Source organism: Roseomonas sp. 18066 (assembly GCF_902706185.1).
Classification (GTDB): Bacteria; Pseudomonadota; Alphaproteobacteria; order Acetobacterales; family Acetobacteraceae; genus Pseudoroseomonas.
Genome location: NZ_CACSJM010000023.1, coordinates 1 through 19,972 on the forward strand (window position 1 = coordinate 1; position 19,972 = coordinate 19,972).

Below are 19,972 nucleotides of genomic sequence, written 5' to 3' on the forward strand. Positions count from 1 at the left end.
GGGCGGGAGGGGCCGACCCCTTCCCGCCCGATGGCGTGGGCGTCGCGGGCTCAGCCCGACATCGCCGCTTCCTTCTTCTTGCGCAGTCCGGGCAGCAGCATCATCGCCAGGGTCAGCAGCGCGATGCCGAGCAGCACGGCGCTGATCGGGCGCTGCATGAAGACCATCGGGTCGCCACGCGACAGCAGCATGGCGCGGCGCAGATGCTCCTCCATCATCGGACCGAGCACGAAGCCGACCAGCAGCGGCGCCGGCTCCATCTTGATCTTGGCGAAGACATAGCCCAGCACGGCGAAGAACACCGTCTGGTAGACGTCGAAGACGCTGTTGTTGATCGAGTAGACGCCGATCGCGCAGAACACCAGGATCGCCGGGTACATGAAGCGATAGGGCACCTGCAGCAGCTTCACCCACATGCCGATCATCGGCAGGTTGATGACCAGCAGCATGACGTTGCCGATCCACATCGAGCAGATCAGGCCCCAGAACAGGTCCGGCTGGGCTTCCACCATGCGGGGCCCGGGCTGGATGCCCTGGATGATCAGCGCGCCGACCATCAGCGCCATCACCGCGTTGGACGGGATGCCCAGCGTCAGCAGCGGGATGAAGCTGGTCTGCGCCGCGGCGTTGTTGGCGGCCTCGGGGCCGGCCACGCCCTCGATGGCGCCATGGCCGAATTCATGGCGGCCCTTCGAGATCTTGCGCTCCATCATATAGGAGCCGAAGGAAGCCAGCGCCGCGCCGCCGCCCGGCAGGATGCCCAGCACCGAGCCGATGATGGTGCCGCGGATGACCGAGGGGGTGGAACGCTTCCATTCCTCCTTGGTCAGGAACAGGCTGCCCACCTTGGTCGACAGCACGCTGCGGACCTCGGGGTTCTCCAGGTTCAGGATGATCTCGGAGATGCCGAAGACGCCCATGGCGATGGCGGCGAAGTTCAGCCCGTCGGAGAGCTCAGGAATGCCGAAGGTGAAGCGCTGCTGGCCGGTCTGCACATCGGTGCCGACCAGGCCGAGCGCCACGCCGAGGACCACCATGCCCACCGACTTCATCACCGAGCCCTGCGCCAGCACCGCCGAGATGATCAATCCGAGCAGCATCAGCGAGAAGTAGTCAGCCGGGCCGAAGGAGAGCGCTACCTCCGTCAGCAGCGGGCCGGAGGCCGCGACCAGCAGCGTGGAGACCGAGCCGGCGAAGAAGGAGCCCAGCGCCGAGATGGTCAGCGCCGCGCCGGCGCGGCCGTTGCGCGCCATCTTGTAGCCTTCGAGCGTCGTCACCACCGAGGAGACCTCGCCCGGCAGGTTCAGCAGGATGGCGGTCGTCGAGCCGCCATACTGCGCGCCGTAATAGATGCCGGCGAGCATGATGATGGCGGTGGTGGCCGGCTGCCCGAAGGTGATGGGCAGAAGGAGAGAAATGGTGGCGACCGGCCCGATGCCCGGCAGCACGCCGATGGCGGTGCCGATCAATGCGCCGAGCAGCGCGAAGAGCAGGTTGTCGAAGCTCATCGCCACATGGAAGCCATGGGCGAGGTTGGCGATCAGGAGTTCCATGCTGGTGATCCCGTGCTCAGAAGGTCGGCCAGACGTTCACGCGGATATCGAGCTCGTAGATGAACATCCACCAGCACAGCCCGATCAGGAACAGCACGCAGCCGGCGACGCCGAGCGGCCGGTGCGTCGGATCGGCCAGCGCCGCGACCACCACCATGGCGGCCACCGCCAGCACCAGCCCGCCCTGCTCCAGCAGGATGCCGAAGACGGTCATGCCGATCAGCACGAAGGCGATCTGCCGCCAGCCCGGGCTGAAGGCCATGATGCCCAGGGTGATCGTCATCGCGATGCCCATCGGATACCAGTTGACCGACAGCGCCGGCACCGCGGCGATCAGCGGATAGGCGACCAGCCCGGCGCCGATGCCGATGGCCAGCGTGACGAAGTCGAGCTTCGTCCATTTCTCCAGCGGGTCGCTGCCGCCGCGCCAGGCCAGCGCCACGACGATGACGCCGAGCAGCAGCTCCAGCCAGAAGACCAGCATGGGCATGTAGCCCGGCCCCATGCGCCGTGCCGAGCCCAGCGTATGCTCGCTGTTCATCCACAGGCCGACAAGCGCCAGCACAAGCAGGACCACCCCGGAGGCGAGGTCCTTCGCATTCACTCTCATTGCATCCCCTCTTGGACCCCACATGCCGCCGGGCAACCAAGACACCCGTGCATGCGCCCCTCGATGAGGCGCCTACGAGGCCGGAGAGGGAATTATTCCACCGTCTGTCGCAAATTTTTTCGCGACCCCCGCGGGGGTCGCGAATCCTGCTGTGTCAGCCTTGATTCTCGTAGGCCCAGCTCTTGCAGACGATCTTCCAACCTTGCGGATATTTAATCAGCAACAGCTCGTCGATGAAGCGGTTGGCGCCCAGCGCGTCGCGCACGCGGACATGCGCGGTGGTGGCGCTGGGCTGCGCCAGCGCGACGATCTCGTCGATGCGGGCATCGCCCGTCGCGGCCGGCGCCGGGCGGTTGGCCACGCGGTCCAGCCAGGCGTCGAGGCCCAGCGCCGCGGTCACGGCATTCTCCGAGGAGAACAGCTGCGCCTCCGGGTGGAAGGCCTGGCGGAAGGCCGCGACATCGCCCTGGTACAGCGCGTCGAAATATTGCTGGACGACGGCACGGATGGCGGATTCGTCGCTCATGCGGAGATCTCCTGCTGGTTATGCGCCCGGTCAGCGAGTACCAGGCTCTGGTCGAGGATAGCGAGAAGCCGCTCGGAGTCTTCCTCCGAAATGATCAGCGGCGGCGCGATGAACAGCGAGGTCTGCTCGCCGCTGGTGCCGATGACGGCGCCGAGCGCCAGGGCCTCGGCCGCGACCAGCGAGGCGATCGGCGCCTCCGGCGTGTCGGCCAGCCAGCGCTGCCAGTCGGGACCATGCAGCTCGATGGTCCAGTGCAGCCCCTGGCCGGCGATGCGCGCGACGCTCGGATGCCGGCGGCCGATCTCCGCCAGCCGCGCGGCGAAGAGCTTTTCCAGCGACGCGACGCGCTCCAGCAGCGCCTCTTCCTCGAGGATGCGCAGATAGGCGCTGACGGCGGCCATGGCCATCGGATGGCCGCGCAGCGTGCCGTAATTCTGCCAGGCGCTGCCCTTCATGCGCTCGACCATCTCGGCCGAGAACAGCACGGCGGCCACCGGCACCATGCCGCCGCCCAGGCCCTTGCCCAGCGTGACGATGTCGGGCCGCGAGGCGCCACCCTGGAAGGCGAAGCGGCACCCGGCGCGGCCCATGCCGGTCACCACCTCGTCGGCGATCCAGAGGCAGCCGGCGTCGCGCGCCATGCCCGCCAGCGCATCCTGGTAGGCGCCGTCGTGATAGAAGCCGCCCTGGGTATAGTCGAGGATCATCGCCGCCGATTGCGCCAGCATCGCCGGGGCTTCCGCCAGCCGTTCGTCCAATGGCGCGGGCGTCGCGCCGTCGCTGGTGTAGAGCGCGCCCTCCGGCGGCGGCAGGATATGCACCGGCGCCCCGGCGAAGGGGCGGCGCGTCACGCCGGGTGCCGCCAGCCCGCCATGCCAATGCGGCTGCACGGTGACGTCGCGCGACAGCCCGACCAGCCCGTGATAGGCGCGCGCCCGCGTCGCGATCGCCGGCCGTCCGGTGATCGCCTGCGCCAGGCTCAGGGAAATGTCGTTGGCCTCGCTGCCGCTCAGGCAGAAGCGGATCGCGCCGGCCCATTCCTCGCCCTGCAGCGCGACCCGAAAGAAATCTTCCGCGGCCTGGTCGCGGCCGGACCAGTTCCAGCCTTCATTGACCATGGGCAGGCTGGCGGCGTCGCGCAGCGCCGCGATCAGCTTCGGATGGCCATGGCCGAGCGGACCCCCCGTGTTGCTGCCATCCAGCACGCGCCGCCCATCGGCGAGAATGAAGTAGACGCCCTCGCCGCCGGTGACGCGCGGCGCCTCCGTGCCGGCATTCAGCCCGGTTCGCAGCAGCCTGCCCATCGCCTAGTTCCCTTTGTCATTCGTCATGCGCGCAGCGCTGCCGCGACGGCGGCGAGACGTGGATGCGCCTCCTCCGCGCGCAGCCGGCCATAGCCGATCACCAGCCCCTGCCGGTCGGGCGGGCCGAGATAGCATTGCGACAGCGGCTGGATGTAGTTGCCCGCCTGGCCGCTGCGCGCCGAAGCCTCGCGGTCGGTCAGGCGCGCCGCCATGGCTGGCGTGAACAGCGCGGTCAGGTGCAGCCCGGCGGCGGTGGGTGCCACCTCCAGCAGATCGGGCAGCAGGTCATCGATCGCCGCCAGCACCGCCTGCTGCCGCGCCGCATAGAGCTTGCGCATCCGCCGCAGGTAGCGCAGCAGATGGCCCTCCGACAGAAACGCGGCCAGCGCCGGCTGCGCGGTGCCGGCGGAATGGACATCGATGCGGGCGCGGCCGCGGCCGAAGGCCTCGACGAAGCCCGGATGCGCGACGAGATAACCAAGCCGCAGGCTGGGTAGCATCACCTTGGAGAAGGTGCCGAGATAGATCACCCGCCCGCTGCGATCGAGCGACTTCAGCGCCGCGGCCATGCTCTCGCGATGGCGGAACTCGGAATTGTAGTCGTCCTCGATGATCCAGCTTTCCTGGCGCCGCGCCCAGTCCAGCAGCTCCAGCCGCCGGTCCAGCGCCATGGCGATGCCGAGCGGAAACTGGTGCGAGGGGGTGACCACCGCGAGGCGTGCGTTGGGCGCGCGGCGGATTCCCTCGGCCACCACAAGGCCCTTGCCGTCGACCGGCACCGGCACCAGCTTCGCGCCGGCTGCCAGCAGGCTGCTGCGCGCCTCGATGAAGCCGGGCTCCTCCACCCAGACCTCGTCGCCGGGATCGAGCAGCATGCGGCAACAGAGATCCAGCGCGCCGGCGCTGGCGGGGGTGATCACCACCTCTTCGGGCCGGCAGAGCAGCCCGCGCACGGCGCCGAGATATTCGGCCGTGGCCGCGCGCAGCGGCGCCCAGCCCAGCGGCGACATCGCACGGCACAGATCGGCGCGCGGCTTCTGCCAGGCCTGGCGCAGCAGCCGTCCCCAGAGCTCGAAGGGAAATTCCTCCAGATCCGGCGTGCCGCTGGAAAAGGGCGAGCCCAGATCGGAGACATAGTCGATGTCGAGCATCGCCCGCCAACGGTCGGACAGGCGCGGCGCCGGCTGCTCGCCGGCGGCCTGCGTGGCGCCCTTGGCGACGGCGGCGACCCGCACCCCGCCGCGCGGCGTCGATTGCAGATAGCCCTCGGCATAGAGCAGGTCGCAGGCGGCCTGGACGATGGCGCGCGAGCAGCCGAGCTCCACCGCCATGGCGCGCGACCCCGGCAGCAGCGTCCCCGCGGGCAGGCTGCCATCGAGGATGCGCGGCCGCAGCGCCGCGGCAAGCTGCTGGTACAGCGGCAGCTCCGCCCGGCGGTCCAGCGGCAGCCCGGCCAGCGACAATCGGCTGCGCATGGCGTTCAGCCCGTCAGCCGAAGCCGCCGCCGCCGCAGCTTTCCATCGTCACCAGATCGCCACGCCGCAGCAGCATGTTCTTCTTGCCCGGGATTTCCTCGACGACGCCGTCGCGCGTCAGGGTGATGCGGAATGGAAGCCCATCCGCGCCGCCCTTCAGGCCATAGGGAGAAATCTTGCAGCGCTCGACGCAGCTGGTCAGCCACATGCTCTCGGCCAGCACCCGATAGCTGCGCACCACGCCGTCGCCGCCGCGATGCTTGCCCGCGCCGCCCGAGCCGCGGCGGATCGACTGCTGCTCGACGCGGATGGCGTAGTTCGCCTCGATCACCTCGGTCGGCGTGTTGGAGGTGTTGGTCAGGTGGACGCGCGTCGCGGGCGAGCCGTCGCGGTCGTGGCGGGCGCCCTCGCCGCCGCCATGCACCTCGTAGAGCATGCGCCAGGACTGGTCGGCCATCGGCTCGGCGAAGGCCAGCAGGCCGGAGGTCGCCGGGCCGCCGGCGGACAGCCGCTCGGGGATGACATGCTCCATGGCGCGGAAGACGGCATCGACGATGCGCATCGAGGTCTCGTGGTTGCCGGCGGCGACGGCGGCGTTCCATCCCGGCTCCAGGATCGAGCCCGGGCGGGTGACGATGGTCAGCGGCCGCAGCGCGCCGGCATTCTGCTGCATCTCCCGCCCGCTCAGGATGCGCGCCGCATAGGCGACGGCCGAGCGCGCGATGAAGGGCGTGGTGTTGCAGAAATTGGCGACGCGGTCGGCGCTGCCGGAAAGGTCGAAATGCGCTTCCTCACCGCGGATGGCGATGCGGACATGGATGCGCGCCGGCGCCCCGCCCGGGCCGCCATCGTCGAGGAAATCCTCGCCCTCGTAGTCGCCGTCGGGAAGCCCGGCGATGGCGGCCCGCATCTCGGCTTCCGACAGGTCGTGCAGCCGCGCCATGCAGGCGATGAAAACAGAAGTGCCGTGCTGGGCGCAGAGCTCGCGGATGCGGCGCTCGGCGGCCTCGGTCGCGGCGATCTGGGCCAGCAGGTCGCCCTCGCAGGCGACGGGGTCGCGCACATTGGCCAGGATGAAGTCCAGCACCGGGCGGTTCAGCGCGCCCTGCTGCAGGATCGGCATCGGCGGGATGCGCATGGCTTCCTGGAAGGTGTCGACCGCCTCGGCCAGGTAGCTGCCGGGCCAGGTGCCGCCGACATCCGGCCAATGCGCGAGGCTCAAGGCGAAGGCGACCAGCTGGCCGTCGACGAAGACCGGCCGCGCCACCTTGACGTCGTTCAGATGGTTGCCGCCCAGCGCGCCGAGATTGTAGATCAGCGCATCGCCCTCGCGCAGCGTCTCCACCGGGCAGCGCTTCAGCAGCTCCTTCACCGTATAGGCCATGGCGCCCAGGTGGATCGGGATGTCGCGCCCCTGCCCGACCAGCCCGCCCTCGGCATCGGTGATCGCCGAGGACAGGTCACCGGCCTCGCGCAGCAGCGGCGAGCGGGCGGAGCGGGTCATCACCAGGCTCATCTCTTCCGCCGCCGCCGACAGGCCGTGGCGGATCACCTCGACGAGGAAAGGGTCCAGCGCGCTCATGCCGCATCGCTCCGCGTGAGAAGAAGATTGCCTTCGGCGTCGGGCGCCGCCTGCCAGGCGGGCGGCAGCACCACGGTCGACCAGGCATCCTCGATGATGGCCGGGCCCTGCACGGGGTCTTTCAACGCGCCGCGCGCCAGGATGGCCGTCGCCACGCGGCCATGGCCCGGGAAGATGCAGTCGCGGGCGCGCGGCGGGCGGGGTGCTGCGGGCGCCTCGGCGCGGGGCGGCGCCATCTCGGTTGGGCGGCGGGCCTCGACGCGCAGCGATTCGATGACGCAGGCCTCGCCGGTGGCATAGCCGAACAGCGCCTTGTGCCGGCGGTGGAATTTTTCTGTCAGGGCCTCGGGTGAGAATGGCGGGGTGAAGGGCACAGGGAGAGAGTCGCTTTGCGCGGCGTAGCGCATCAGGGCGACACGCTCGATGCCGATCTCTTCCGGTGCGATGCCATTGGCCAGAAGCGGCGCGGTGGCCTCGGCTTCGAGTTCCGCCAAACGCGCGGCAAAGACCTCGGCGTCGAAGCCGTCCAAAGGCAGGCGCAGGGTGCGCTGCTGCAGGAAGCTGAAATCGGCGGCCAGGCACCCCAGGGCGGAAAAGGCGCTTGAGGCAGCGGGCACGATGATCTCGGACAGGCCATAGGTCTCGGCCAGGCCGACGGCATGCATCGGCCCGCCGCCGCCGAACGCCAGAAGGCTGCAGTCGCGGCCATCGACGCCGCGCTCGACGGTGACGCGGCGCAGCGCGCGGGCCATGGCGGCATTGGCGACCTTGATGATGCCGAGCGCCGCTTCTTCGACGCCCATGCCCAGCGCTTCGGCGATCGGCGCGATCACCGCGCGGGCGGCGGCGACGTCGAGCTGGATGGCGTCCCCCAGCCGCGCCGCCGGGTCCAGGTAGCCCAGCACGGCATTGGCGTCGGTGATGGTCGGCAAGGTCCCGCCGCGGCCGTAGCAGGCGGGACCAGGCTCGGAGCCGGCGCTCTCCGGGCCGACGCTCAAGCCGCCCGGGCCGAGCTTGACGATGGAGCCGCCGCCGGCGCCGATCGAATGCACCGCCAGCATCGGCTGGCGCAGCGGGCGGCCGCCGATCATGCGGGTGTCCGCCATCTCGGCGGCGCCGTCGACGATCAGGCAGACATCGGTGGTGGTGCCGCCCATGTCGAAGGTCAGCACCCGCGGCCGGTCCAGCCGCTGGGCGATGCGGGCCGAGGCGGCGACGCCGGCCGCCGGGCCGGACAGCGCCATGACCAGCGGGCGGCGCTTCACCGCCGGCACCGGCACCATGGCGCCGGCCGAATGGAAGACCTGCAGCCCCGCCCCGATCGGCAGTTTTTCTTCGAGTTCCGACAGGTACTCCACCGCGATGGGCATGGCGGCGGCGTTGAAGGCGGTCGACGAGGCGCGCTCGTATTCGCGCGCCTCGGGATTGACCTCGTGCGACAGCGACAGATGCGGGACCAGCCCGGCCAGCCGCTCGGCCAGCAGGCGCTCATGCGCGGGATTGGCGTAGGAATGCAGCAGGCAGACGGCGACGCTCTGCACGCCCTGCCGCGCCAGCCAGGCGGCCAGGCGGTCGATCTCGGCCGGCTCCAGCGGCTGCTGCACGGCGCCATCGGGGCCGACCCGCTCGCGCAGGCCGAAGCACAGCTCGGGCGGCACCAGCGGCGGCGCCTTGGGCGGCGTGTCCAGCCGATACAGCTCCTGCCGGCGGTAGCGGCCGATCTCCAGCACATCCTCGAAGCCGGCGGTGACCACCAGCGCGGTGCGCGGCAGGCGGCCCTCGACCAGGGCATTGGTCACCCGCGTCGTGCCATGGACAAAGCGGCGGACATCGGGCTCGGAAAGGCCCACGGCGGCCAGCGCCTCCAGCATGGCGCGGACCGGGGCGGCGGGGCGGGAGGGCACCTTGGCGATGCGGCGCTCGGCGGTCAGCCGGTGCAGGGCGATGATGTCGGTGAAGGTGCCGCCGATATCGGTGCCGATATCCCAATCACGTTGCGCCAATGCTCTGCCCCGCCCGCCAGGAGGGGGCCCCGGCAAGGATGCGCGGGGCCCGATCCTGGCAGTTCAGCCGAAACCGCTGGCCTGCGAAAGGGCCAGATTCTGACCAGTTCGCTAGGCCAGAATCTTCCCCGGATTCATGATGCCCCGCGGGTCGATGGCCTGCTTCACCGCCCGCATCAGCCGCAGCTCGGCCGGCGGCGCGTAATGGGCGAGCTCCGCGCGCTTCATCTGGCCGATGCCATGCTCGGCGCTGATGCTGCCGCCCAAGGCCGCCACCACGTCGTGGACGGCGCGATAGACCTCCTTGGAGCGGGCCAGAAAGGCCTCGGCGGTCATGCCCTCCTTCGGCTGGGCCAGGTTGAAATGGATATTGCCGTCGCCGACATGGCCGAAGGCCAGCAGCCGGGCGGTGGGCATCACCGCCAGCGCCGCCGCCCCCGCCTGCTCCAGGAAATCGGGCACCAGCGAGATCGGCACGGCGATGTCGTGCTTGATGCTGGCGCCCTCGTATTGCTGGGTGTCGACGAGCGCCTCGCGCAGGTGCCAGAGGGCGGCCGCCTGGGCGCTGCTCTCGGCGATGGTGCCGTCCAGCACCAGGCCCTGCTCCATCGCCTGTTCCAGCAGCGCCTCCAGCGTCGTGCGCAGCGACCCGTCGGCGGCGCCCGACATTTCCAGCAGCACATACCAGGGCGATGGCGCCGCCAGCGGATCGACCCCGCCGCCGAACCGGCAGGAGATCTCGACGCCGAAGCGCTGGATCAGCTCGAAGGCCGAGAGCGTGCCGCCCGACAGCCGCTGCGCCAGGGCGTAGAGGCCGATGGCGGCGGCGGCATCCGGCAGCGCCAGGAAGGCGGTCTGCATCTCCTCCGGCTTGGGGAACAGGCGCAGCACCGCGGCGGTGACGATGCCCAGCGTCCCCTCGGCGCCGATGAACAGGTGCTTCATGTCGTAGCCGGTATTGTCCTTGCGCAGCGCGCGCAGACCGTCCCAGACCTCGCCATCGGGCAGCACCACCTCCAGCCCCAGCACCAGGTCGCGCGTGTTGCCGTAGCGCAGCACCTGGATCCCGCCGGCGTTCGTGGAAATATTGCCGCCGATCATGCAGCTGCCGCGGGCGCCGAGATTGATCGGGAAGAGCAGCCCCTCGGCCTCGGCGGCGCGGTGGATATTCTCCAGAATGCAGCCGGCCTCGACCGTCATGGTCATCGCCTGGGCGTCGAGCGCGGTGATACGGTTCAGCCGCTCCAGGCTGATCAGGACCGGCGGCGGGCCCTCCTGGCTGGTGGTGCCGCCGACCAGGCCGGTGCGGCCGCCCAGCGGGATCACCGGCAGATGCGCCGCATGGCAGAGCCGCAGCACCGCCGCCAGCTGGTCGCGATCGGCCGGGCGGGTCACCAGCGCGGCGCGACCCGGAAACAGCTTGCGCGGTTCTTCCAGATAGGGTGCCTGGTCGAGCGCGTCCTCGACCACGCCACGCGGCCCGAGCAGGGCGCGGATCGCGGCGAGCGCGGCCTCCGCCGGCATCGCGGCGTCAGCCACGGGCGGCCACCGCGCGCGCGACGCGGCGGACCAGCAGGTCGAGCTCGGCCTGGTGGCGGGCGGTCAGGCTGGGCCCCGGCTGGCGCATGGTGGCATGGGCGATAGCGCCCCGCCGGCGCAGGACCTCTTTCCGCGCGGCGACGCCCCAAAAACCTTGGGCCTCGTAGTTCAGCAAAGGCAGGTAGCAGTCGAAGAGGTCATGCGCCGCCTCGACCTCGCCGGCCTTGTGCAGCCGCCAGACGCCGGAGAGCATCTCGGGATGGGAGAAGCCGGCCATCGGCCCGTCGATGCCGCGGCCGAGCTCGTGCGGCAAATAGAGGCCGTTGTTGCCGGTGAGAATGGCGACCCGCCGCCCCTCGCCCGCCCTGAGACGAGAGATCTTCTCCAGGCTGGGGAGGTCTTCTTCCTTGACCACCTGGATCTGCGGATGCGCCGCGACCAGCTTCAGGATCGAGGGCACCGACATCCAGACCCCGGTCGAGCCCGGGAAATCCTGCAGCACCACGGGAACATCGCCGATCATGCCGAAGACGGTGGCGAAGTAGGAAAAAAGCTCCTCTTCCGTGCGCAGCCCGCCGGGGGGCGCGATCATCACGCCCGCGGCGCCCAGATCCATCGCCTGGGCGGTCAGCTGCGCCAGCTGCGCCGTGCCCGGGTTGCTGACGCCGACGATCACCGGCTTGCCCCCGGCGCCGGCGATGAAGCGGCGGGTGACCAGCTCGGCCTCGGCCGCGGTCAGCTTGCCGCCCTCGCCGCTGACGCCGCCGACGACGAAGCCATCGGCGCCATGCTTCAGGTAGAAGGCGACCAGGCTGTCGATGCTGGCGGCATCCACCGCGCCGCGGTCGTCGAAGGGCGTCTGCGCGATGATGTAGCTGCCCTGGATCTCATCAAGCATGCCGCGCGGTTTCCTGGTTCTTCGGTTCATCGGACGGAGACGGAAGCAGGTGGCGGCCGAAATCCTCGCCCAGCACGCCGCGGAAATGGCCCAGGTTGCGGGCGATCAGCCGGTGCACCGCCGCCGCCGCCGCCTCGCCGTCGCGCCGCTCCAGGCAGAGCAGCAGCGCCTCGTGGCAGGGCAGCGTCGAGGCGGCGGCGTTGGGATGGCGCGAGGACAGCGAGAAGCCGAGCCGCAGCAGCTGCTGCAGCGCGCCGCGCAGCTGGCACAGGAACTGGTTGTGCGAGGCCAGCAGCACCGCGGTGTGGAAGCCGGCATCGGCCAGCACATAGTCTTCGCCGTCGCCCAGCGCGGCTTCCATGCGGAGATAGGCCAGGCGGATGCCGGCCAGGTCCTCGGCGGTGGCGCGGATCGCGGCCAGGCGCGCGGCCTCGGGCTCGATGATGCGGCGCAGCTCGACCAGGTCGGCCAGGGTGGCGTGGTTCAGGTCGCTGCCGCCATGCCATTCCAGCACCTGCGGGTCGAGCAGCGCCCAGTTGTCGCGCGGCAGCACCCGGGTGCCGATGCTGGGCCCGACCGAGACCATGCCCTTGGCCGCCAGCGCCTTGATGGCCTCGCGCAGCACGACGCGGCTGACGCCGTAGCGCTCGGCCAGCAGGGGCTCGCTGGCCATCGGGCCGACCGGCAGCTGGCCGGTGGCGATCTGCCGCCCCAGCGTGTCCACCACCTGGCCGTAGAGGTTCTTGAACCGCGCCACGCCGTTCCCCTCACCTTCCCGCGAAGGTATGATGATATGATAGGGCTGGCAACAGGCAGGCGGGATTTTGAGGGGCCAGTCGCGAGGCGACTTCCGCCAGACGGTGGCTAAGCCGGCTGGCATGGTGAGACCATTCCCGGCCGGCGGCGAGGCCCTGGCCCAGGCTGGGGATTGATTGATCCGGAAGGGGACGGTGGTGTCGTGCCGCATGGCGACGCGGCGTCTGCCAGAAGAATGCAGCCAGGGCAGCTCCCCGGCTGCCCGCTTATCCCAGCACCCTCGGATCGCAGAACCTGATGTGGCGGGTGCGCTTGGTGACCGAAAGGCCTGGGGCCCTCGCGACGGTGGCGCCGGGTGTGTCGATGGTGCTTGACGTCAGTCGCGCAGGACTTGGATGGTGGTGTCGGCGATGGTCTCGGCGAAGCCGTTGCCGAACAGCCCTATCGGCGTTTGGAAGCCTGGCAGCACCTCGCCGGCGAGGACACGCCGTGCCGCCTCGGCGGCTGCCAGCGGGGTGAAGCTGTAGCCATTCACGGTGTCGAGGATGGCCCGGACGGTCTTCCCCCCGGCATCGGTCACCGCGACCGCGGCCTGGTAACGGTTCGCGTCGCGCGCCGCCGCGGAGGGCCCGTCCGGCAGGCTCGCCAGGTCTCCGGTGGGGAAAGCGCTGCCGGAGACGTGGACATAGGTGCCGATATCGGGTGCCTGGAGCCCCCGCCACAGCGTCATCAGGTCGGGCAGGGTGACGGGGAAGCAGGGCACCGGCCCGCTGCCGAAATCGAAGATCCTCGCGGCATCGGGCGAGACCGGCAGCAATGCGCCGCCGACGCGCGCGAGGCGCTCGGATGTCAGGTTCTCGCGCGCGCTGATCGCCGAGCCACGCGACATCGCCCCGGCGACATGCAGCGCGACGTGGATCGTTTGAAGGCGCCCGACCCGCTCGGCAGCCCGGCCTGCCAAGGACCCCAGCATCGCGACGCTGCCGCCGCTGCCGGGCAGCAGCATGACCCCGGCGGCCCGCGCCGGCGCATCGTGGATCGCTGCCAGGCGGTAGCTATCGAGCTCGGCGGCGATGTCGAGATAGTGGACCCCCGCCCGGATGGCCCCGCGCATCAGCGGGTCGGCGGTGCGCAGGAACGGGCCGGCGCAGTTCAGCAGCACCGCGACGTCATGGAGCGCCGCCTCGACCACCGCATCCTCGGCCAGCGCGAAGACCCGGTACTCGACGCCGAGCCTGCGGCCGAGCTCCGCGAGCCCGGTCCCGGACCGCCCGGCGAGGATGGGGTCGAGCCCCGCCGCCATGGCATGGTGGGCCGCCATGCGGCCGGTATAGCCGGTCGCGCCGTAGATCATCAGCCGGGTCATTGCGGGTGCTGCCAGGACTTGAAGACGAACTCGAGGCTGTAGCCGTCCGGGTCCAGGACATTGGCCGCGTAGTAGCGCGGATCGTAATGGAGCCGCGGCCCCGGCGCCCCGTTATCCGTCGCGCCTGCCGCCATCGCGGCGGCATAGGCGGCGTCGACCTCGCCGCGCGAGCGCGCCACGAAGCCGACATGCGCTGCATCGCCCCCGCCGGCATCGCCCCCGCGCAGCCAGAAGAACACGCGCCCGTTCGCCCCGAAGCCCTTGAGGTCGGGATGGCCGGGCGGGCCGTCGCGGCCGTCGTAATCCAGGCGGTCGGTGATGCCGAGCGGCGCCAATGCCGCCTGGTAGAAAGCCACGGCGCGCGCGACGTCGCTGACGGGCAGGAAGATGTGGTCGAGCATGCTGCGTTCTCCTCTAGATGCAGTAGCCGCCGCCGACCTCGATCGACTGGCCGTTGACCCAGCCGAGATCCTCCGCGAGCAGGCTGGCGATGACGCGGCCCACCTCCTCCGCCTCCCCGACGCGGCCGAGCGCCGTCTGCGACGCCAGCAGCGCCTCGAAGGTGTCGTTCAGGCCGCCGCCCAGCTCGGTCCGGATGGCCCCCGGCGACACGGCATTGGCGCGGATGTGGCGCGGGCCGAACTCCTTGGCCATGTAGCGGGTCAGCACCTCCAGCCCGCCCTTGAAGCTGGCATAGGGCGCCACCCCTGCCGTGGCCACCCGCGTGGTGGCGCTGGTCAGGTTCACGATGGCGCCGCCGTCGCGGATCAGCGGCAGCAGCGCCTGGGTCAGGAAGAACGGCCCCTTCAGATGCACAGAGAACAAACTGTCGAACTGGTCTTCGGTGACGGCCTCGATGGGATTGAAGAGCCCGAACCCGGCATTGTTGACGAGGCCGCGCAGGCTGGCGCCGCTCCAGTTTTCCTCCAGCGCGCGCCGCACCGCCTCCCGGAACGCGGGAAAGCTTGCCGTGTCGGCGACATCGAGCGGCAGCGCGACGGCGCGGCCTCCCCGCTGCCCGATCTGCGCCACGACGGCTTCGGCCGCCTCGGGATGGCGGTTGTAGGTCAGGATGACGCCGAGCCCCCGTGCGGCGCAGGCTTGCGCGGCGGCCGCCCCGATGCCGCGACTGCCGCCGGTGATCACAATGGCTTCCATGGTCGATATGCTCCGTTGCCTGGCACGGAAGCTAGGCGACGACCGACCTGCCGCGCGTCGCGGTTCCTCCGCAAATCTTGCCTGATCCTGCTTTTCGGCTTGCCCGTCCCGGCGCGGGCGGGGCAAGGATCGGGCGATGGAACAGCAACTGGCCGAGCTTCGCGCCCTGGCGGCACGGGCCGGAAATCGCAAGACCGAGACCGGCATCCCCCGGGTGGCGATGGTGCAGGGACAGGTGCCCGCGCATGAGCTCGCCGCCTGCTACGACCCGATGGTCAACCTGATCCTGCAGGGCAGCAAGTCGATGACGGTCGGCAGCCAGACCCTGCATTACGATCCGGCGACCTATTTCGTCATGTCGGTCGACCTGCCCGCGGTCGGGGCGGTCCACCCCAGCGCCTCGGGCGATCCCTATCTGGCGGTCAGCCTCACGCTCGACCGCCCGGTGATCGCGGCGCTGCTCACGGATCTGCCCGCGCCGGCGGTGCCGTCGCCCCTGGCGGGCTTCTCGGTGGCCGCCGTGACGCCCGAGCTGCTGGATGCCTGGCTGCGCATGCTGCGCCTGATGGACCGGCCGGGCGATATCCCGGCGCTGGCCCCTGCCTATGAGCGCGAGATCCTCTACCGCGTGCTGCAAGGACCGCAGGCGGCGCTGCTCCGCGACATCGCAACGCCCAGCACCGCGCTGGCGCGGATCAACCTGGCCATCCAGTGGATCCGCCAGCATTTCGCCGAGCCGCTGCGGGTGGAGATGCTCGCCGCCATTGCCGCGATGAGCCCTTCCGCCTTCCACCGCCATTTCAAGAGCGCCACGGCGCTCAGCCCGGTCCAGTTCCAGAAGCGCCTGCGCCTGCTTCAGGCACGGCTGCTGCTGATCAGCGGCGGCCTGAAGGCGAGCGATGTCGCCTTCGACGTCGGCTATGAAAGCGCGACCCAGTTCAGCCGTGAATATGCGCGCTTCTTCGGCGCGCCGCCTGCCAAGGATGCCGCGCGCATTTTCCGCCATCTCCAGCGGGCGGGCAGCACGGACGTGGCGGCCTAGATGACCTTGCCGGGGTTGATCAGCCCCTGCGGGTCCAGCGCCGCCTTCAGACGCTGCATCAGCGCGATCTCGGCCGGGCTGCGCACATAGGAGAGATAGGGCTTCTTGGTCAGGCCGATGCCGTGCTCGGCCGAGACGGTGCCGCCGAATTCCCTGACGGTGTCGTAGACGATCTGGACGATGGCTTCGCGCGGCTGCGGCACGGCACCGGGCAGGCAAGCCACGATATGCAGGTTGCCGTCGCCGATATGGCCGTAGAACAGCGCCACCACCCCGGGCAGCGCCGCCTGCAGCGCCGCCTTGCACTGGACCACATAGTCGTCCATGGCGCCGACCGGCAGGCCGATGTCGAAGGGCTCGTGCGGGCCCAGCACCTGCGGGAATTCGGCGCAGGCGTCGCGCACCCCCCAGAAGGCCTTCACATCGGCGATCGACTGGGCGACGGCGGCATCGACCACGACGCCGGCCTCGGCCTGGCCTTCCAGCCAGGACTGGAAGCGCGGCGCGTCGATCGCCTCCTCCATGCCCTGCGCCTCGACCAGCACGTAGAAGCCATGGCCGGCGCCCACTGGGCTGCGCACGCCCGGCACCTGGCGGGTCACGACCTCCCAATAGTCGGGCCACATCACCTCGAAGGCCGAGAGCAGCGGACCGAGCCCGCGCCGGGCGCCGGCCAGCAGCTCCAGCACCTGGTCGTAGCGGTCCAGCGCGCAGAGCGCCGCCATGGTGCAGCCCGGCTTCGGGAACAGCCGCAGCACGACGCGGGTGATGATGCCGAGCGTGCCCTCCGCCCCGATGAACAGGTGCTTCAGGTCATAGCCGGCATTGTTCTTCAGCATCTTGTTCAGGCCGCCGACGACCGTGCCGTCGGCGAGCACCGCCTCCAGCCCCAGCACCATCTCGCGCGCCATGCCGTAGCGGATGACGCGGTTGCCGCCGGCATTGGTCGAGAGATTGCCGCCGATGGCGCAGGATCCGCGGGCGCCGAGGTCGAGCGGGATGAAGAAGCCGGCCTCCTCGGCCGCCTGCTGGATCGCCTGCAGCGGCGTGCCCGCCAGCACCGTCATGCTGGCCGCCGCCGGGTCGATCTCCAGGATGCCGGTCATCCGCTCCAGCGACAGGGCGATGCCGCCCTCCTCCGGCCGGGCGCCGCCGCAGAGCCCGGTCAGCCCGCCCTGCGGCACCAACGCGCGGCCATGTTCTCCGCAGAGCCGCATCGCGGTTGACACGCCCGCCGTATCGACCGGGCGGATCACCAGCGCCGGGCGCTGCGGCGGCAGGGTGCTCCAGTCCTTCTCATTGCGGGCGGGGACATCGGCCCCCGCCAGCACCGCGGCCGGGCCCAGCGCCTGGCGCAGGGCCTCGACCAGCGCCTGCATCAGCGGCCGGCCTTGAAGGACTGGTAGTCGGCCCAGGCATTGCGCGCGGAATCGCGCAGCATGGCGCCGTCATGCGGCCCGACCACCAGCTTGTAGCCACGCTGGAACAGGCTGCGCCAATCGGCGCCCGCATTCGGCACCGTGCCCATCGGCTTGCCGGAGGCGAGGATGACGTCCTCGAGCTTCGTCACCACCTTGCGGACCTCGGGATGGTCCAGCTGCTCCATGTAGCCGAGCGAGCAGGCCAGGTCGTTGACGCCGATGAAGACGACATCGATGCCGTCCAGCGCGCAGATCTTTTCCGCCTGCTCGGCGGCCGCGCCGCTCTCGATCTGCAGGATGACCAGCGTCTCGTCCTTGGCGGCATGGGCATAGCCGGTCTCCAGCCCGTAGCGCGAGCCGCGCACCACGCTGGCGGCATAGCCGCGGGTGCCGTGCGGCGGATAGCGGCAGGCGCGGATGGCGGCCAGCGCCTCCTCGGCATTCTCGACCGAGGGGATCATGATCGAATTGCCGCCGGCATCGAGGATGCGCTTCAGCCAGACCTGGTCGTTCCAGGGGGCGCGGACGATGCAGGGGGTGCCGCCGGCTTCCGCCGCGCGCAGCGATTCCACCGCCTGGCTGAGCTCGCCCAGCCCATGCTCATGGTCGATGACCAGGAAGTCATAGCCGATATGGCCCATGATCTCGGCATTGACCGTCGCGCCGGTGCCGACCCAGGCGCCGTAGACCTGCTCGCCCGCCGCCAGGCGAGCCTTCAACACATTCTTGGGCAATTTTTTTCTCCAGGGCGTGGCCAGGGTAGGACGGCGGGACGAATCCCGCCGCGCGTTTCATTCCTTCACTGCGCCAGTCAGCGAAGAAACGTAGTAGTCGACGAAGAACGAATAGAAGATGGCGACCGGCAGCGAGCCGAGCAGCGAGCCCGCCATCAGCGCGCCCCACTGGTAGACGTCGCCCTGCACCAGCTCGGTCAGGATGGCCACCGGCACCGTCTTGTTCTCGGACGAGGAGATGAAGGCCAGCGCGTAGATGAACTCGTTCCAGGACAGGGTGAAGGAAAAAATGCCGGCGCTGATCAGGCCGGGCACGGCCAGCGGCAGGGTGATCCGCCGCAGGATCTGCAGCCGCGTCGCGCCGTCGATCAGCGCGCATTCCTCCAGCTCATAGGGGATCGACTTGAAATAGCCGATCAGCAGCCAGGTGCAGAAGGGAATGAGGAAGGTCGGATAGGTCAGGATCAGCGCCATCGGGCTGTCGAACAGCCCGAGCTGGAAGACCATGGTCGCCAGCGGGATGAACAGGATCGAGGGCGGCACCAGGTAGGCGATGTAGATCGCCAGGCCCACATAGGCCGAGCCCTTGAAGCGCAGCCGCTGGATCGCATAGGCCGCCAGCACCGAGGAGACCAGCGACAGCACCGTCGAGCACACCGCCACCAGCATGGTGGTGAACAGCCAATGCGGATAGCTGGTCTCGAACAGCAGCTTCTTGATGTTCGCCAGCGTCGGCGCCGCGACCCAGAACGGATTGAAGTTCTTGTAGTCGTAGAGCTCGGCGTTCGGCTTGAACGTCGTGACCGTCATCCAATAGAAGGGGAAGAGCAGGATGAAGACGAAGATCGCCAGCGGGACATAGACGGTCACCACCCGGCGCTGGCGGGACTGCCAGGACAGCAGGGTGGCGCCGTCATCGGCGGTCGCGGCCTTAGTCATTGGCTTCTCCCTGCTGCCACTTGCGGCGGGCCAGCGCGAAATAGCTGAAGAGGGTGGCGAGGATCAGGAAGGGGATCATCGAGACCGCGATCGCCGCGCCCTCGCCGAGCTGCCCGCCCGGGATGCCGCGCTGGAAGGCCAGCGTCGCCATCAGATGCGTCGAGTTGATCGGCCCGCCGCGGGTGATGGCATAGACCAGCTGGAAGTCGGTGAAGGTGAACAGCACCGAGAAGGTCAGCACCACCGCCAGGATCGGCATCAGCAGCGGCGCCGTGATCCGGGTGAAGCGCTGCCAGCTCGAGGCGCCATCCAGCAGCGCCGCTTCATACAGCGAGGGCGAGATGGTCTGCAGACCCGCGAGAAGGCTGATCGCCACGAAGGGAATCCCGCGCCAGACATTGGCGAAGACCAGCGACCACCGCGCATGCCAGGGCGTGCCGAGGAAGTCGATATAGGTGTCGCGCCATCCCAGCACGTCGACCAGGATGTAGGAAATAATCGAGAACTGGGCGTCGAACATCCACCAGAAGGCGATGGCGGACAGCACCGTCGGCACGATCCAGGGCAGCAGGATGATGGCGCGCAGCAGCGACTTGAACGGGACATTCTCGTTCAGCAGCAGCGCCAGCCACAGGCCCAGCCCGAATTTCAGCACCGTCGCGACGGTCGTGTAGAAGACCGTGTAGAACACCGCCCCCCAGAAGACGCGGTCATACCAGAGGGATTCGAAATTCTCGAAGCCGACGAAGCTGCCGCCGCGGCCGATATGGGTGTCGGTGAAGGCCAGCCAGATGCCCAGGCCCAGCGGATACGTCAAAAAGACCATCAGCAGGCCCAGCGCCGGCGTCAGGCAGGCGATGATCAGAAAACCCTTCGAATCCAGCAGCCGCGCCAGCCAGCCCTGGTTGATCTGCGGCCGTCGCCAGTTGGTGGCCGGCGGCAGCTCCGGCCCCGGCCGGGTCGAGGGTGCGGTTGTGGACATCAGTCGGTCTCCCTCACGGCAAGCTTCGGGGCCACCAGCTTCGGGGCCACCAGCTCCCGGGCAGCCGGCCGCGGGGTCTCCCCC

At 69.8% G+C, this 19,972-nt stretch carries 18 protein-coding genes; 1 reads left to right on the plus strand and 17 read right to left on the minus strand.

Annotated elements, in window-relative coordinates:
* Positions 1-50: 50 nt before the first annotated feature.
* From GVN67_RS06970 to GVN67_RS07030, 13 genes are all read right to left on the minus strand, one after another.
* Entirely contained in the window at positions 51-1,553 is a 1,503-nt protein-coding gene (locus GVN67_RS06970) for a tripartite tricarboxylate transporter permease (RefSeq protein ID WP_159994180.1), read from the minus strand.
* Between the two features lie 16 nt (positions 1,554-1,569).
* Positions 1,570-2,163, minus strand: coding sequence for a hypothetical protein (locus GVN67_RS06975; RefSeq protein ID WP_159994182.1), 594 nt, complete (start codon positions 2,161-2,163; stop codon positions 1,570-1,572).
* 154 nt (positions 2,164-2,317) lie between these two features.
* On the minus strand, positions 2,318-2,689 hold the full coding sequence (locus tag GVN67_RS06980; RefSeq protein WP_159994184.1) for a nuclear transport factor 2 family protein: 372 nt from the start codon (positions 2,687-2,689) through the stop codon (positions 2,318-2,320).
* The gene (locus tag GVN67_RS06985) at positions 2,686-3,993 is read right to left on the minus strand and encodes an aminotransferase class III-fold pyridoxal phosphate-dependent enzyme (protein WP_159994186.1); all 1,308 of its coding nucleotides are present in this window, start codon (positions 3,991-3,993) and stop codon (positions 2,686-2,688) included. The genes GVN67_RS06980 and GVN67_RS06985 overlap by 4 nt, the downstream gene beginning before the upstream one ends.
* Positions 3,994-4,016: 23 nt before the next feature.
* Positions 4,017-5,468, minus strand: a complete 1,452-nt coding sequence (locus GVN67_RS06990) for a PLP-dependent aminotransferase family protein (RefSeq protein WP_159994188.1) — start codon at positions 5,466-5,468, stop codon at positions 4,017-4,019.
* A gap of 13 nt (positions 5,469-5,481) precedes the next feature.
* Positions 5,482-7,050: a hydantoinase B/oxoprolinase family protein gene (locus GVN67_RS06995; protein WP_159994190.1), complete on the minus strand. Its 1,569-nt coding sequence runs from the start codon at positions 7,048-7,050 to the stop codon at positions 5,482-5,484.
* A complete protein-coding gene (locus tag GVN67_RS07000) occupies positions 7,047-9,053 on the minus strand; it encodes a hydantoinase/oxoprolinase family protein (protein ID WP_159994192.1) in 2,007 nt (668 codons plus the stop codon). Before GVN67_RS07000 ends, GVN67_RS06995 begins: the two co-directional genes overlap by 4 nt.
* Positions 9,054-9,164: 111 nt before the next feature.
* The gene (locus tag GVN67_RS07005; protein WP_368667226.1) at positions 9,165-10,592 is read right to left on the minus strand and encodes an FAD-binding oxidoreductase; all 1,428 of its coding nucleotides are present in this window, start codon (positions 10,590-10,592) and stop codon (positions 9,165-9,167) included.
* On the minus strand, positions 10,585-11,490 hold the full coding sequence (locus tag GVN67_RS07010) for a dihydrodipicolinate synthase family protein (RefSeq protein ID WP_159994194.1): 906 nt from the start codon (positions 11,488-11,490) through the stop codon (positions 10,585-10,587). Before GVN67_RS07010 ends, GVN67_RS07005 begins: the two co-directional genes overlap by 8 nt.
* The gene (locus tag GVN67_RS07015) at positions 11,483-12,247 is read right to left on the minus strand and encodes a FadR/GntR family transcriptional regulator (RefSeq protein ID WP_159994196.1); all 765 of its coding nucleotides are present in this window, start codon (positions 12,245-12,247) and stop codon (positions 11,483-11,485) included. Before GVN67_RS07015 ends, GVN67_RS07010 begins: the two co-directional genes overlap by 8 nt.
* Before the next feature lie 375 nt (positions 12,248-12,622).
* Positions 12,623-13,612, minus strand: a complete 990-nt coding sequence (locus GVN67_RS07020; RefSeq protein WP_159994198.1) for a trans-acting enoyl reductase family protein — start codon at positions 13,610-13,612, stop codon at positions 12,623-12,625.
* Entirely contained in the window at positions 13,609-14,013 is a 405-nt protein-coding gene (locus GVN67_RS07025) for a VOC family protein (RefSeq protein WP_159994200.1), read from the minus strand. Before GVN67_RS07025 ends, GVN67_RS07020 begins: the two co-directional genes overlap by 4 nt.
* A gap of 13 nt (positions 14,014-14,026) precedes the next feature.
* The gene (locus GVN67_RS07030; RefSeq protein ID WP_159994202.1) at positions 14,027-14,770 is read right to left on the minus strand and encodes an SDR family NAD(P)-dependent oxidoreductase; all 744 of its coding nucleotides are present in this window, start codon (positions 14,768-14,770) and stop codon (positions 14,027-14,029) included.
* Between the two features lie 136 nt (positions 14,771-14,906).
* Here GVN67_RS07030 and GVN67_RS07035 point away from each other — a divergent pair, with 136 nt between their 5' ends.
* Complete coding sequence (locus GVN67_RS07035) at positions 14,907-15,812, plus strand: AraC family transcriptional regulator (protein WP_159994204.1); 906 nt, start codon at positions 14,907-14,909, stop codon at positions 15,810-15,812.
* Here the strand turns inward: GVN67_RS07035 and GVN67_RS07040 are convergent.
* The 4 genes from GVN67_RS07040 to GVN67_RS07055 are packed head-to-tail and all read right to left on the minus strand — an operon-like array spanning position 15,809 to position 19,888.
* Complete coding sequence (locus GVN67_RS07040) at positions 15,809-17,191, minus strand: FAD-binding oxidoreductase (RefSeq protein WP_159994206.1); 1,383 nt, start codon at positions 17,189-17,191, stop codon at positions 15,809-15,811. The genes GVN67_RS07035 and GVN67_RS07040 overlap by 4 nt on opposite strands.
* On the minus strand, positions 17,191-17,967 hold the full coding sequence (locus GVN67_RS07045) for an HpcH/HpaI aldolase/citrate lyase family protein (RefSeq protein WP_200845156.1): 777 nt from the start codon (positions 17,965-17,967) through the stop codon (positions 17,191-17,193). Before GVN67_RS07045 ends, GVN67_RS07040 begins: the two co-directional genes overlap by 1 nt.
* Positions 17,968-18,024: 57 nt before the next feature.
* Entirely contained in the window at positions 18,025-18,906 is an 882-nt protein-coding gene (locus tag GVN67_RS07050; RefSeq protein WP_159994208.1) for a carbohydrate ABC transporter permease, read from the minus strand.
* Entirely contained in the window at positions 18,899-19,888 is a 990-nt protein-coding gene (locus GVN67_RS07055; protein ID WP_200845157.1) for a carbohydrate ABC transporter permease, read from the minus strand. Before GVN67_RS07055 ends, GVN67_RS07050 begins: the two co-directional genes overlap by 8 nt.
* Positions 19,889-19,972: the final 84 nt, after the last annotated feature.